This is a genomic window from Pseudomonas sp. UM16, assembly GCF_050312595.1.
In the GTDB taxonomy this organism is placed as follows: domain Bacteria; phylum Pseudomonadota; class Gammaproteobacteria; order Pseudomonadales; family Pseudomonadaceae; genus Aquipseudomonas.
The window spans coordinates 89,818-103,830 of record NZ_JBNPJT010000011.1; the positions used below are offsets into that span (position 1 = coordinate 89,818).

The following is a 14,013-nucleotide window of genomic DNA, read 5'->3' on the forward strand; positions in this document are numbered from 1 at the left end:
GAAAATGGCTCTTACCATAGACCAATAGCCTGCCTAGGATTGAGCCATTCGCCAAGGACAATCCTCATGTTCACACCTTCGAGCTACAAGGAAACCGATATTTCCCAGCTGCAGCAGCAGATTGAACAAACCCGCCTGGCCGTGTTGGTCACCCACGGCGAACAGGGTTTGCAAGCCAGTCACCTGCCGTTGCTGCTGGATCGTAGCCAAGGCAGCAATGGCACGCTCTACGGACACTTTGCCCGCGCCAACCGCCAATGGCAGGAACTGGCCAACGGCACCGAGGCCCTGGTGGTATTTGCCGGGCCCGACGCTTACGTCAGCGCTGGCTATTATCCAAGCAAGCTTGAGGACCCGCGCACTGTACCCACCTGGAACTACCTGGCCGTACACGCCTGGGGCAAAGCCGAGGTGTTTCATGACGCTGAGCGCCTGCTGGATATCGTCAGGCGCCTGAGCGACCACCATGAAAAGCGTCAAACCAACCCCTGGTCGGTGGATGAAGCGCCTGCCGACTACATGGCCGGGATGCTCAGGGCCATCGTCGGCTTTGCCCTTCCCATTGAGCGTCTGCAAGGCACACGCAAACTCAGCCAGAACCGTTCGGCCATCGACATTGAAGGCGTACGCACGGGCCTGGCCAACAGCACCGATCCACTGGACAACCAACTGGCCGCATTGATGCGCCAACCTTGAAGGAATCGCCCATGTCTACCGTTACCATCCGCCGAGTCACCGCCGACGACCATAGCGCCTGGCTGCCCCTGTGGCAGGCCTATCAACGCTTTTACGAAACCCGAATTGCCGATGAAGTAAGCGCCGTGGCCTGGGAGCGCATGCTTGATGTCAGCGAGCCGACCAACGCCGCACTGGCCTGGGTCGATGGCAAAGCGGTGGGCATGGTCCATTGGATCTATCATCGTTCCAACTGGAGCATCGAAAACTCCTGCTACCTACAGGATCTGTACGTGGACAGTGAACAACGTGGCCTGGGGCTTGGCCGGCAATTGATCGAGTATGTCTACGATAGCGCGCGCGCCGCAGGCTGCGCCAAGGTTCACTGGCTGACGCATGAAACCAATGCCACCGCGATCAGTCTCTACGAACAGGTCGCCGAACGGCCTGGCTTCATTCAGTTTCGCAAACCGCTGTAAGCCCAGGAGCCACCTTATGAGCGCATCGTTAAACTGGCACCCGGCCAAACGCCCCCAGCCTACAGCCTTGGTCGGACGTTTCACTCGCTTAGAGAAACTCGATCCTCGACGAGACCGGGAAGATCTCTGGCAGGTGTTCCAAGGCCCTGAAGCCGACCCAAAACTCTGGGATTACCTGGCTTACGGCCCGTTTACTGAGCGGGAAGACTTCGATCACTGGCTCGACAGTAATGCAGCCAGCAGCGACCCGTTGTTCTACAGCGTCATTGACCTGGCCAGCGGCCAAACCCAGGGCATTCTCAGCCTGATGTCGATCGTTCCCGAGCAGGGCCGTATCGAGATCGGCCACATCGCCTTCGGTGCCGCTATGCAGCGTACGCCCAAGGGCACTGAAGCGGTGTAATTGCTCAGCAAGCTGGCATTCGAATTGGGTAACCGCCGCCTGGAATGGAAGTGCAATAACGACAATGCCCGCTCGAAACGGGCTGCTTTGCGGTTTGGCTTCACCTTCGAAGGGGTGTTTCGCAAACACATGGTGATCAAGGATCGTAATCGGGATACTGCCTGGTTCTCGATTACTGATGATGAGTGGCCGACGATTGCAGCGGGGTTCGAGCGCTGGCTAAGTGCTGATAATCAGCGACCAGGGGGGCAACGCAGTACGCTGGAGGCTTGCCGCACTTCAGCCTGAAGTTCAGCTGACCGGGCGCACCCGCCTGACCACCCCCATCTGTAAACCGAAAGGCCGGAACACAGCGTTCAGCGACTTGAGCGTCGGGTTTCCTTCGCCTTGTTCGATCTGAATCAGAGTACGTACGGAAATCTTGCACATACGAGCAAACTGACTCTGATGCAACTTTGCCACTTCGACACGCAAACGCCGTACCGCCGCCCCCAGCTCCAAGGAACCATCGGCGATACCCTCGCGCACACTTTCAATCAGCAGGCCGCGAACATCAATCGAAACCGTCATAGTAGTCCCCAGCCTTTCATGCGTTGCTCCAGGTTCTTCAAAGCAATGGCCGGATGGTTCATCACGGTGTCGCCTAGACCACCTTCAACCAGAAGGTCTGGCAATGCCAATAATGGCTGGGCGTCCTGACGAAGCCGGTCAAAGGCCTGTTGCGGATTCACCAACCCAGCCAGACAGTCGCAGGCTGCACGCCAATCGACTTCACCGGCACGCTCTACGGTTGTAGGCCATTTGGTGGTTCGGGTGATGCCTTCGGCATCCATCACCATCGGCGCAAGGTCATAGATTGGAGCTAGACGAATCGCATCATGGCTACGCATCACCGCCGTATTGCGACCATGGTTATCGGAGTTGCCGAGAATTTTGTTGATCAGGTCCCGACGCAGATAGTCGGCGACAAGATCTGGCACCTGCGCCTCCTGCCCTGCCTCGATCCACACCTTCACCAGCAAGCGGATGACCTCCAAGTGATCCATCCGACTTCCAGCCTCAGTCACGCCGGCCAACGAGTACATAGACTCTACCGCCAGTCGCTCAACACCCCGCTCGCGGACCTGGCGATCAAAGCGCTTCATCCATAAGCTTGGCTTGGTTGCCTCTTCCAAGGCTAGTTCAGCAGTTGCGACGGTGTCGATACCCAACGTTTGCAGTGCTTTGTAATACAAGTATTCCGCACGAAGAATGTCCTGATCGTTTTTCAGTGCCTGATTTCGGGCAAACTTTACGAACCAGTGGCAGGTAGCCTGGGCATCGTCCAGCACTGCATCCGGATACAGTTGCCCACCCATGTCCTCGGTCAACAGCAACTTGGGAGCCTCTCCCCCCGCCCCTGTCGCACCGCCGATTGCGGCACCTTGCTCGTAGGCATATTCCAGGAAGCGTTGGTCTCGACTCACTACGTCCTGGCGGGTAAACCCCATAGGTGCAGCAGTATCTAGTGCCTCGATCGACTCTTTGACACGCAGGTTGCCGATGGGCGCCGGTGTGCTGCGCGCCAACAGGAACATGTCATCCCCCAGGCCTAGGGGTTTCTCGCGCCCAATATGCTGGAGCAGAAAACGCTTGGCGGCCCCCGATGGCGTGATGTCGTACAGGAAGGCCGGTGCCCGCGGTAACGAAAGCGTGTCGTAGTCCACCGCAATCCTGGCACTAACGGCCATGCCGAAGATGCTCTGGTAAGCGTCCAGGTTATTTTTGATGTAGCCGGATTTATAGGCGAGTTCGCAGGGGCTCAGAAAACCGTTTGCTGGCTGCGCGAAGTTCAGGGACATGACGTCCTGCCACCGACCGTCTGCATAGAGCTGAAGCGTGATATGCATGAGAGGCCTGCAATTTACTGCATTTATATCGAATGAAGTGATTTCATAACTGCAATATAGTGCAATTTTCGATAATTACGAATCAAAAATATGCATTAAAGTGCACATACCGTTGACGATTATCCCTATTTCTGCATTTAAGTGCATGTGTATGCGCAAAAAAAGGGGAGCAAATGCTCCCCAGAGGTTAACCGCTTGTAGATGAAGGCCTGAAAATCAGCCCTCGATCTCGATCAGGATTTCACCTGGGTTGACCCGGTCGCCCTTGGCCACATGGATGGCGGTGACCTTGCCAGCGATGGCCGCCTGCACTTCGGTCTCCATTTTCATCGCCTCGGTAATCAGCACTGGCTGACCGGCCTTGACCATGTCGCCTTCCTTGACCAGTACATCGACGATGTTGCCCGGCATGGTGGTGCTGACGTGGCCTGGTGCGCTGGCCTGCTTGCGCTTGCTGCTGCCACCGCCGACGAATTCGTTGAGCGGTTCGAACACCACTTCTTCCGGCATGCCGTCGATGGACAGGTAGAAGTGGCGCTTGCCTTCAGCCTTGACGCCAACACCAGTGATGTCGACGCGGTAGGTTTCGCCGTGAACGTCGATCACGAACTCGGTTGGTACGCCTTCGCCACTGGCCGAGGCCACAGCGCCCGCTTCCGGGATCGGCAGCAGTACTTCAGGGGTCAGGGTGCCGGCTTCGCGCTCTTCAAGGAACTTGCGCCCGATATCCGGGAACATGGCGAAAGTCAGCACGTCTTCTTCCGATTTGGCCAGGTTGCCGATGTCAGCACGCAGCTTGGTCATTTCCGGCTTGAGCAGGTCCGCTGGGCGCACATCGATCACTTCTTCGCTGCCAATAGCCTGACGACGCAGTTGTTCGTCGACCACACCTGGAGCCTTGCCGTAACCGCCTTGCAGGTACAGCTTTACCTCGTTGGTGATGGTCTTGTAACGCTCGCCGGCCAGCACGTTGAAGAACGCCTGGGTACCGACAATCTGCGAAGTTGGGGTCACCAGCGGCGGGAAGCCGAGGTCTTCACGGACCCGCGGGATCTCGGCCAGCACTTCGTTCATGCGATTGAGTGCACCCTGCTCCTTGAGCTGGTTGGCCAGATTGGAAATCATCCCGCCCGGCACCTGGTTCACTTGCACACGGGTGTCGACCGCAGTGAACTCGCTTTCGAACTGGTGATACTTTTTCCGTACAGCGTAGAAGTACAGGCCGATGTCCTGCAGCAATTCCAGATCCAGGCCGGTGTCGAACTCGCTGCCCTTGAGCGCCGCAACCATCGACTCAGTGCCAGGATGGCTGGTGCCCCAGGCGAAGCTGGAGATAGCGGTGTCGATATGATCGGCGCCGTTCTCAATGGCCTTCATCTGGCACATGGCAGCCAGGCCTGCGGTATCGTGAGAGTGGATGAACACCGGCAGCGACTGTTCAGCCTTCAGTGCCTTGACCAGTTCACCAGTGGCGTAAGGGGTCAGCAGGCCAGCCATGTCTTTGATGGCTACCGAGTCGCAACCCATGGCTTCCATCTGTTTGGCTTGAGCGACGAAAGCGTCGATGGTGTGCACCGGGCTGGTGGTGTAAGCAATGGTGCCCTGGGCGTGCTTGCCGGCAGCCTTGACCGCTTCGATGGCCACGCGCAGGTTACGCACGTCGTTCATGGCATCGAAGATGCGGAACACGTCGATACCATTGACGGCGGCCTTGGCCACGAAAGCCTTGACCACGTCATCGCTGTAGTGGCGGTAGCCGAGCAGGTTCTGCCCGCGCAGAAGCATTTGCAGACGCGTGTTAGGCAGGGCAGCGCGCAGTTTACGCAGGCGCTCCCACGGGTCTTCTTTGAGGAAGCGCACGCAAGCGTCGAAGGTCGCACCGCCCCAGACTTCCAACGACCAGTAGCCGACTTTGTCGAGCTTGTCGCAAATAGGCAGCATGTCTTCAGTGCGCATGCGGGTGGCCAGCAGAGACTGGTGGGCGTCGCGCAGGATTGTGTCGGTTACAAAGATTTTCTTGGACATTATGGGATTCCTCACAGGCCTGCGTGGGCGGCAATGGCGGCAGCGATGGCCAGGGCCAGCTCTTCGGGTTTGCGCTTGATCGAGTAGTTGGTCAGTTCCGGATGGCTTTCAACGAAGCTGGTATTGAACTGACCACTGCGGAACTCTGGGTTGCGCAGGATTTCCTGGTAATAGGCGGCCGTGGTTTTCACCCCTTGCACGCGCATGTCGTCCAGGGCCCGCAGGCCGCGATCCATGGCTTCTTCCCAGGTCAGCGCCCAGACCACCAGTTTCAGGCACATTGAGTCGTAGAACGGTGGAATGGTGTAGCCGGTATAAATCGCCGTGTCGGTACGTACGCCGGGACCACCGGGTGCGTAATAACGGGTGATTTTGCCGAAGCTGGGCAGGAAGTTGTTCTTTGGATCTTCAGCATTGATCCGAAACTGCAGGGCAAAGCCGCGGTGCTGGATGTCTTCCTGCTTGACCGACAGCGGCAGGCCCGAAGCAATGCGGATTTGCTCACGAACAATGTCGATACCGGTGATTTCCTCAGTGATGGTGTGTTCCACCTGTACCCGGGTGTTCATCTCCATGAAATACACCTCGCCATCGGCGAGCAGGAACTCCACGGTCCCGGCGTTCTCGTACCCCACAGCTTTGGCGGCGCGCACCGACAGGTCACCGATATAGGCGCGCTGTTCAGGAGTCAGTTGCGGGCTTGGGGCAATTTCGATCAGCTTCTGGTTGCGACGCTGGATCGAGCAGTCACGCTCAAACAGGTGCACAACGTTGCCGAAGCTGTCACCGAGGATCTGTGCCTCAATGTGTTTCGGGTTGACGATGCATTTTTCCAGGAATACTTCTGCAGAACCGAAGGCTTTGGTCGCTTCGGAAATCACCCGCGGGAATGCTTGCTCCAGCTCCTCGCGGCTGTTGCAGCGACGAATACCACGCCCGCCACCACCGGAGGTGGCCTTGAGCATCACCGGATAACCGATGCGCTCACCTTCCTCGAGGGCTTCGTGGATGTCGGCAACGTTGCCTTCAGTGCCGGGGGTCACCGGAACTCCGGCCTTGATCATGCTGCGACGGGCTTCGGTCTTGTCGCCCATACGGCGAATGACTTCAGCAGCCGGACCAATGAACTTAATTCCACGTTCGGCACAGATGTCCGCGAGTTCAGCGTTCTCAGACAGGAAGCCATAACCGGGATGCAAGGCATCACAACCGGTTTCCACAGCCAGGTTCACCAGCTTGCGCGGGTTGAGGTAACCGGCCAGGGGCTCAGCACCAATGCTATGGGCCTCATCAGCACGTTTAACGTGCAGGGCATGGCGGTCGGCGTCGGAGTAGATCGCCACGGAGCGAATGCCCATTTCGGCGCAGGCACGCACGATCCGAACAGCAATTTCACCCCTGTTGGCGATCAGGATTTTTTTTATCACTGGAGTATTCCCAAGGCCGCTAGAACAAACGATCCGGCACCGCCGGTCGGCGCGTGACCAATCGTCGCTGGCCAGTCGCATCTTTACCCTAGCGCTGTCTTTGGATAAACAAAAATCAATATTTATTAGGGCGTGCATAAGCAAAAGCTTATAGTGCTGTTACAAGGTTTTGCCAAGGCGGGGACGATATGCGTAAGTCATTGATGCGTATGACATTGCGTCAACTTCAAATCTTCAATGAGGTCTGTGACCTGCGCTCTTACAGTCGGGCGGCTGAGGAAATGAACCTGACACAACCCGCCGTTAGTCTACAAATCCGCCAGCTCGAAGAACTGGTGGGGCAGCCGTTGTTCGAGTATGTCGGCAAGAAGCTTTACCTTACCGAAGCTGCCGAAGCCCTGCAGCGTGCCAGCCGCGACATCTTTGGCCGTCTGGAGAGCCTCGATATGCAGCTTTCCGACATGCAGGGGTCATTGCAGGGGCACTTGAAACTGGCGGTGGAGTCCAGCGCCAAATACTTTGTGCCGCACCTGTTCGCCGCCTTCAAACGCATGCACCCAGAGGTCAATCTTACCCTCACCGTGGTCAACCGCGCCCAGGCAATCCGGCGGCTTTCCGACAATCGCGACGACCTGATCATCATGTCAATGGTGCCGCAAGACATGGGCTTGGAGTTCCTCCCCTTCCTCAACAACCCCATCGTCGCCGTTGCGCCACCCGATCATCCTCTGTGCAAGCTGGAAAAGCTGCGCCTGCAAGACCTGGAACCGCATACGCTACTGGTTCGTGAACAAGGGTCCGGTACACGAAAAGCCTGCGAGGAATACTTCAAGGAAAAACGCGTGCATTTCACCCAAACCCTGGAAGTCGCCTCCACTGATGCCCAGCGCGAATGTGTGATTGCCGGCCTGGGCATCGCCCTGCTGACCCGACACGCTCTGAACCTGGAGTTGGCCACCGGCGTGCTTCGCGAACTACCGGTCGAAGAACTGCCGCTGTACCGCAGTTGGTGTGTAGTGCAGGCCAAGGCCAAGCGGCAGTCGCCGGTGGCCTTGGCCTTTCTTGCATTCATCCGCAGCGAACGTGCACAAATCAGTGGGCTTGTTGAGCGTTTTTCGGGGAGCTTGCCGCCGATACCTGCCACACATTGATGGCCTGTAATTCGGGGTAATCCGCTATTTCGTGTAACAGTCGGCGCTGTTCGGAATAGCTTTCAATCGCACGGCGGAACTCCATGCGACGCTGATCTTTTGCCTGCTGCTTGCGGGATTTGGCGTTGGGTTGGTACGAGCCATCGAGTTCACGAGCCATTGCATATCTCCCTGATCGAGTGCGGGAGTTCAGCGTGGCGCGTGCGGGTTACAGTTTGGCGGCGAGGTGGTTACAGGTGAGTGAACCCTTATCCCACCGCACGTTTCAGTCGTCCATTGCCTTCACAGACTTGGGCGACAGGCGCAGGCTGCGCAAACTGCGTTTAACACTCTTGAGGTGATTGACCAGGCTCGGACCACGGGCCATGGCCACACCCATGGCGAGCACATCGATCACTACCAGGTGGGCGATTCGCGAGGTTAGCGGCGTGTAGATTTCCGTGTCTTCATGCACATCGATCGCCAAATTGACCGTCGACAGCTCAGCCAGTGGTGTCTGGCTCGGGCACAGGGTAATCAGGGTGGCACCGCTTTCACGTACCAGGTTGGCCGTGATCAGCAGGTCCTTGGAGCGCCCGGACTGGGAAATGCAGATGGCCACATCACCTGGCTTGAGGGTCACCGCCGACATTGCCTGCATATGCGGGTCGGAATACGCCGCCGCCGTCAGCAGCAGACGGAAGAACTTGTGCTGGGCGTCAGCTGCCACTGCCCCCGAGGCACCGAAGCCATAGAACTCGACGCGCTGAGCCTGGGCCATGGCCGAAACCGCACGCTGTAAGGCCTGAGGATCGAGGTGCTCGCGCACTTCCATCAGCGTATGCAGGGTGGTGTCGAAAATTTTCAGGCTGTAATCGGCAACCGAGTCGTCTTCATGAATAGCGAACTGGCCAAAACTGGCACCCGCCGCCAGACTCTGGGCCAGCTTGAGCTTGAGGTCCTGGAACCCGGAGCATCCGATGGCTCGGCAAAAGCGCACGATGGTCGGCTCGCTGATACCAACGCTATGGGCAAGATCGGCCATGGAGCTGTGCATGACGGCTGCTGGGTCAAGCAGCACGTGATCGGCAACCTTCAGTTCCGATTTGCGTAGCAGATGGCGCGACTGGGCGATGTGTTGCAACAGATTCAAGGGCAGGACTCGGTTATGATCGACTGACCGGGTTGTAGCTTTCTTGTAGTTATACTACATGACCGGCGACCCGCCCAGCTAAACGAACTAGGAGAGTGGTGGTATTGACTATCCCTTGCGACATCATGGTGTTCGGCGGCACCGGTGATCTGGCCCTGCACAAACTGCTTCCGGCGCTCTACCACCTGTATCGTGAGGCTCGCCTGCACCCCGCCGTGCGCGTCATTGCCCTGGCGCGCAGCGCACTACCTCGTATTGAATTTCTCAAGCTCGCCGAACGCCGCTGCCGCGCGCAGATTGCCCGCGTCGACTTCGACGATGATGTATGGGCACGCTTTTCCGCGCGCCTCGACTATTTCCCCATGGACGCCTCGCAAAGCGCCGATTTCGTGCGTCTGGCACGTTTTCTCGGCGAAGCGGGCGGGCTGACGCGAATCTACTACCTGGCCACCGCACCGAATCTGTTCGTACCGATCGCCAGCCACCTGAAGATCGCCGGCCTGGTCGACCATGATGCGCGCATCGTCCTGGAAAAACCTATCGGTCATTCGCTGGAATCAGCCACGGCGATCAACGAGTCCATCGGTGCGGTATTTGCGGAGTCCCAGGTGTTTCGCATCGACCACTACCTGGGCAAAGAGACGGTGCAGAACCTTATGGCGCTGCGTTTTGCCAATGCCCTGCTGGAGCCGGTGTGGCGCAATAACCAGGTTGATCATGTGCAGATCAGTGTCTGCGAAACCCTCGGGGTGGAAAATCGCGGCGCTTACTACGACCGTGCTGGCGCGACCCGCGACATGCTACAGAACCACCTGCTGCAGCTCCTCTGCCTGGTGGCCATGGAACCACCTGCACAGTTTGAAGCAGAAGCCGTGCGTGACGAGAAGGTGAAGATCCTCAGGGCACTCAAACCCATTACCGGCCAGGATGTGCAGGACAAGACGGTACGCGGCCAGTACAGCGCGGGCAAGATCGGCGGCCAGGAAGTTCCGGCGTATTACTTCGAGAAAGATGTCGACAACGACAGCGATACCGAGACGTTTGTCGCCGTTGAGGCGCATATCAACAATTGGCGCTGGGCTGGCGTCCCGTTCTATTTGCGCACGGGTAAGCGCCTGGGCAAACGTTCATCGCAGATCGTCATCCAGTTCAAGCCAGTACCCCATCGTCTGTTCGAGGGGGACCAAGCCAACCAACTGTTGATCCAGTTGCAGCCTGATGAGCGCATCAGCCTGCAAATGATGACCAAGACGCCCGGCAAGGGTATGCGCCTGGAGCCCGTGGAGCTGAACCTGAACCTGGCTCAGGTGTTCGGTCAGACTCGGCGCTGGGACGCCTATGAGCGGCTGCTGCTGGATGTGCTTGAAGGCGACTCGACACTGTTCATGCGCCGTGACGAGGTCGAAGCGGCATGGGCCTGGATCGACCCTATCCTCAATGGCTGGCAAGAACACTTCCAGGCGCCCAGGCCCTACCCGGCCGGGTCCAACGGACCGGACCAGGCCCATAGTCTGCTGGCACGCCAGGGTAGTACCTGGCACGGCTGAAGAGTTTCCAGCTCCTTCGCAAACCTCGATAGCAACAGGATGGGCTTGCAACATGAGTTGCAAACCATTATCGAGGAATCAAGGCATGGCCATTAAAACCAAGGATTGGAGTATTCAAAACGACCTGATGCCAGGCATCGGAGGTGGAAGCTTTCGAGTCCGAGGCACCATCACCGTTGCCAACCCAGGCGTCAACCCGGTTCTGGTAAAGGCCAGGATCCAGGACAAATCTTTTGGCTTGAACCTGGAGCTTCAATTGGAGCAAGTAGAAGGCATGTTCATGCAGATGCTGACCGATAAAGACGTCTGCTTCGAGATGTCCGGCGATCACAGCTATATCCCGTTCGTAAATGTGCTGCATGAAGGCGAGCACCTGACCACCATCAAAAAGATCATAACCACCAGCTGACGATTCCTGTAGCAGGTCTTCATGGCCTGCTACTGAAAAAGCTGGTCATACTTCGCCCCAACAGATCCCTGAATGTATTGGCATCCACTGGCCTGCTGATCAGGTAACCCTGCACCTCGTCACACCCCTGCTCACGCAGCAAGGCTAACTGCTCCGGGGTTTCCACACCCTCAGCAACCACTTTCAGCTCCAGGCTCTTGGCCATGGCAATGATGGCGCGGGTTATCGCCGCGTCTTCACTGCCTTCGTGCAGGCCGCGAATAAAGGCTTGATCGATTTTGACGTAGTCCACCGGGAAGCGCTTGAGGTAGCTGAGCGATGAATAGCCAGTGCCGAAATCATCAATCGCCAGTTTGACCCCAAGCTCATGTAATTGCTCGAACGTGGTAATGATGTGCTCGACGCTGTCGATAAGCTGACTCTCGGTCAGCTCCAGCTCCAGCAGATGCGGGGCCAACCCGCTTTCCTCCAAGACCTGGCGCACCAGACTGACCAGTTTTCCCTGACGTAATTGGTACACCGACAAGTTGACCGAGACACGGATTGGCACCAGCCCTTGGCGCTGCCATTCGCAGGCCTGCCAACACGCCTGACGCAGGACAAACTCACCAATGGGCGCAATCAACCCGGTTTCTTCGGCCAGGCCAATGAACTCACTCGGCGGCACCATTCCCCACTGCGGGTGTTGCCAGCGCACCAGCGCTTCGGCTGCCAGCAGTTGCCCTTGGCGCAAGCACAGTTTGGGCTGGTAGTAGACCAGCAACTGCCGTTCCTCAATGGCCTTGCGCAGGTGATTTTCCAACTGCAGGCGTTCGAGAGTGCTGGCCCGTAAGCTTTCTGTGTAGAACTGGAAACTGTTGCCCCCAAGATGTTTGGCATGCTGCTTGGCCATGTCAGCCTGGCTGATCAGCGCATTCAAGTCGAAAGTGGCATCTGATAACACACTGATACCCACCGAAGCGCTGATCACCATCTCGTGACCATCAAGCCGCAGCGGCACCCGCAGCTTGTCCAGCAGCCGCGTGGTTACCCGTACCAGGCTGGACAGATTGTTGTAACCATCGAACAACACGGCAAACTCATCACCGGACAAGCGCGCCACGGTGTCGGCCTCCGGCACTGCGTTGGCGATACGTTGGGCCATTTTTTTGAGCAATTGGTCAGCCAGTTCATGACCCAGGCTTTCATTGAGCAATTTGAAGCGATCAAGGTCGATGTGCAGCAATGCCAGGCTACGGCCGCTGAGGCGTACCCGCTGCCCTGCATCGTGCAGACGCAGGCGGAACAGCGCACGGTTGGCCAGCCCGGTCAGCTCGTCATAATGCGCCAGGTAGCGCAGGCGCTCTTCGGATTCACGGCGTGCTGACAGATCTGTGAAAAAGCCGACAATATGACTGATGTTGCCGCGAGCATCGCGCACCCCATTGAGCTGCAGCCACTGCGGATAAAGTTCGCCGTTCTTGCGCGCTTCCACCAACTCGCCCTGCCAGCGGCCCTGCTGCTCCAGCGCCTGCTCGATAGTTAGGCTATGGCGCCGCGCATCACGACTGCAAGGCAGCTCGAGAACGTTGCGTGAGAGCAACTCTTCACGGCAATAGCCGGTGACCTCACAGTACGCTTGATTGACCGCCAATAAGTCATAGTTTGGATCAAGGATGGCGATGCCTTCACTGGCAGCCTCGAACACCGTGGCAGCGAGGCGCTGCTGCTGTTCCTGAGCTTTCTGGGCCGAAATATCGCGGCGCGTGCCCAGCATGCGTAGGACTCTGCCATCAGCGCCGTGTTGCACGGCGCGGCCACGGTCTTCAATCCAGCACCAGTGGCCCAGACTGTGGCGTACACGGTACTCAACGCGGTAATCCTCAGTGCGGCCCTTGAGGTGCTCGACCAGGGTCCGCCTCAGCAGGGCCAGATCGTCCGGGTGCAGACGCGGCTTGAGGTCATTGCGCACACTGCGTATCTGCGCCGAATCAAGGCCAAACAACTCACGTAGCTGAGTATGGTGGATCTCATCCGTCTGCAGGTTCCAATCCCAGAGCCCCAACTCGCTGGCTTCCAGCGCCAGGGCCAAGCGCGACTCCAGGCCGACCTGAGCCGCGCGCAATTGCTCTTCAATCAGGCGTCGTTGCTCAACTTCACCAGCCAGAGCCTGATTGAGCCGCTCGCTACGGCGCTGGGCGTTTTGCAGATGTTCAATCAGCGCCTGGTTCTGAAAACGTTTGAGTAGGCCGCGCTCGATCAGACGGTTAACCTGCCAAGCCACCACCAGCAACGCACCCAGTAATATCAACCCGAGCCAGCCCCACCCCCATTGGTGTTGGTCACCATTGAAGAACAGAAAAGCGATCGGCGGTAACAGACAGGGCAAGGTAAAGCTGAGAAAGGCTGGCAGGCTGACGGCATAGGCGATACTCGCCGAAAGCGTCGCCGCTCCGAGCAAGCCGAACACCCAGGCCTGCTGCACGAAGTTATCCACAGGGACCAGCGCAATCGCCGCGCTGGCCAGGGTCAAGCCACTGAAGGCCGAGCCAAGTAGAAACATTCGCCACCAACTCGGCTGAGCCTGACGTTCAGGCATGGCCGAGTCAAAGGCGGCGACCTGGATAACTCGCAAAGCAACCAGCGCCATTAACCAGACGACCCAAACGCTGACCAACAGGGAACGCGCCGGGCTCCAGAGTAACCAGGCACAGACCAAACCATTGAGCAGCATGAACAAGGTCGGCAACAACGAGCCTTGATAGAGCAGACGGGTGCGCTCTACCGCCAATTGCGTCGCGAATTGCTTACGAATGCCCCCATATGTGGCCAGGGGTACATCGCCGGAACTGAAACCCGATGTCATAGGCAGTGTTCTTATAATGGTTAGCCCTAAA

12 protein-coding genes and 1 pseudogene are annotated in these 14,013 nt (G+C 57.9%); 6 read left to right on the forward strand and 7 right to left on the reverse strand.

The features are described 5' to 3' along the window. Positions 1-66: 66 nt before the first annotated feature. The 3 genes and pseudogenes from ACQRAX_RS14780 (at position 67) to ACQRAX_RS14790 (ending at position 1,845) form a co-directional block, all read left to right on the forward strand. Complete coding sequence (locus ACQRAX_RS14780) at positions 67-696, forward strand: FMN-binding negative transcriptional regulator (RefSeq protein WP_412040397.1); 630 nt, start codon at positions 67-69, stop codon at positions 694-696. 11 nt (positions 697-707) lie between these two features. Beyond that, positions 708-1,154 (forward strand): GNAT family N-acetyltransferase, encoded by a 447-nt coding sequence (locus tag ACQRAX_RS14785; protein WP_412040398.1) that lies wholly within the window; start codon positions 708-710, stop codon positions 1,152-1,154. A gap of 16 nt (positions 1,155-1,170) precedes the next feature. After that, a pseudogene (locus ACQRAX_RS14790) lies at positions 1,171-1,845 on the forward strand (GNAT family N-acetyltransferase). Between the two features lie 3 nt (positions 1,846-1,848). Here ACQRAX_RS14790 and ACQRAX_RS14795 read toward each other — a convergent pair. The 4 genes from ACQRAX_RS14795 to ACQRAX_RS14810 form a co-directional block, all read right to left on the reverse strand. Beyond that, a complete protein-coding gene (locus tag ACQRAX_RS14795) occupies positions 1,849-2,127 on the reverse strand; it encodes a helix-turn-helix domain-containing protein (RefSeq protein WP_412040399.1) in 279 nt (92 codons plus the stop codon). After that, complete coding sequence (locus ACQRAX_RS14800; protein WP_412040400.1) at positions 2,124-3,446, reverse strand: type II toxin-antitoxin system HipA family toxin; 1,323 nt, start codon at positions 3,444-3,446, stop codon at positions 2,124-2,126. Before ACQRAX_RS14800 ends, ACQRAX_RS14795 begins: the two co-directional genes overlap by 4 nt. A gap of 216 nt (positions 3,447-3,662) precedes the next feature. After that, positions 3,663-5,471 (reverse strand): sodium-extruding oxaloacetate decarboxylase subunit alpha, encoded by a 1,809-nt coding sequence (gene oadA / locus ACQRAX_RS14805; protein WP_412040401.1) that lies wholly within the window; start codon positions 5,469-5,471, stop codon positions 3,663-3,665. 11 nt (positions 5,472-5,482) lie between these two features. After that, the gene (locus tag ACQRAX_RS14810) at positions 5,483-6,898 is read right to left on the reverse strand and encodes an acetyl-CoA carboxylase biotin carboxylase subunit (RefSeq protein WP_412040402.1); all 1,416 of its coding nucleotides are present in this window, start codon (positions 6,896-6,898) and stop codon (positions 5,483-5,485) included. Between the two features lie 203 nt (positions 6,899-7,101). Between ACQRAX_RS14810 and ACQRAX_RS14815 the strand changes: the two genes are divergently transcribed. Next, the gene (locus ACQRAX_RS14815) at positions 7,102-8,049 is read left to right on the forward strand and encodes a LysR family transcriptional regulator (RefSeq protein WP_412040501.1); all 948 of its coding nucleotides are present in this window, start codon (positions 7,102-7,104) and stop codon (positions 8,047-8,049) included. Here the strand turns inward: ACQRAX_RS14815 and ACQRAX_RS14820 are convergent. Both ACQRAX_RS14820 and hexR read right to left on the reverse strand, forming a co-directional pair. Then, positions 7,991-8,209 carry a PA3496 family putative envelope integrity protein gene (locus ACQRAX_RS14820; protein WP_412040403.1) on the reverse strand — a complete coding sequence of 73 codons (219 nt, stop codon included), beginning with the start codon at positions 8,207-8,209 and terminating at the stop codon, positions 7,991-7,993. The two genes, ACQRAX_RS14815 and ACQRAX_RS14820, sit on opposite strands and share 59 nt — an antisense overlap. Positions 8,210-8,314: 105 nt before the next feature. Next, on the reverse strand, positions 8,315-9,181 hold the full coding sequence (hexR, locus tag ACQRAX_RS14825) for a transcriptional regulator HexR (RefSeq protein WP_045186245.1): 867 nt from the start codon (positions 9,179-9,181) through the stop codon (positions 8,315-8,317). 104 nt (positions 9,182-9,285) lie between these two features. Here hexR and zwf point away from each other — a divergent pair, with 104 nt between their 5' ends. Next, positions 9,286-10,728 carry a glucose-6-phosphate dehydrogenase gene (gene zwf / locus ACQRAX_RS14830; RefSeq protein ID WP_412040404.1) on the forward strand — a complete coding sequence of 481 codons (1,443 nt, stop codon included), beginning with the start codon at positions 9,286-9,288 and terminating at the stop codon, positions 10,726-10,728. 85 nt (positions 10,729-10,813) lie between these two features. After that, complete coding sequence (locus tag ACQRAX_RS14835) at positions 10,814-11,137, forward strand: hypothetical protein (RefSeq protein ID WP_412040405.1); 324 nt, start codon at positions 10,814-10,816, stop codon at positions 11,135-11,137. Positions 11,138-11,156: 19 nt separating this feature from the next. Here the strand turns inward: ACQRAX_RS14835 and ACQRAX_RS14840 are convergent, their stop codons facing one another. After that, positions 11,157-13,982 carry a putative bifunctional diguanylate cyclase/phosphodiesterase gene (locus ACQRAX_RS14840; RefSeq protein WP_412040406.1) on the reverse strand — a complete coding sequence of 942 codons (2,826 nt, stop codon included), beginning with the start codon at positions 13,980-13,982 and terminating at the stop codon, positions 11,157-11,159. Between the last annotated feature and the right edge of the window lie 31 nt (positions 13,983-14,013).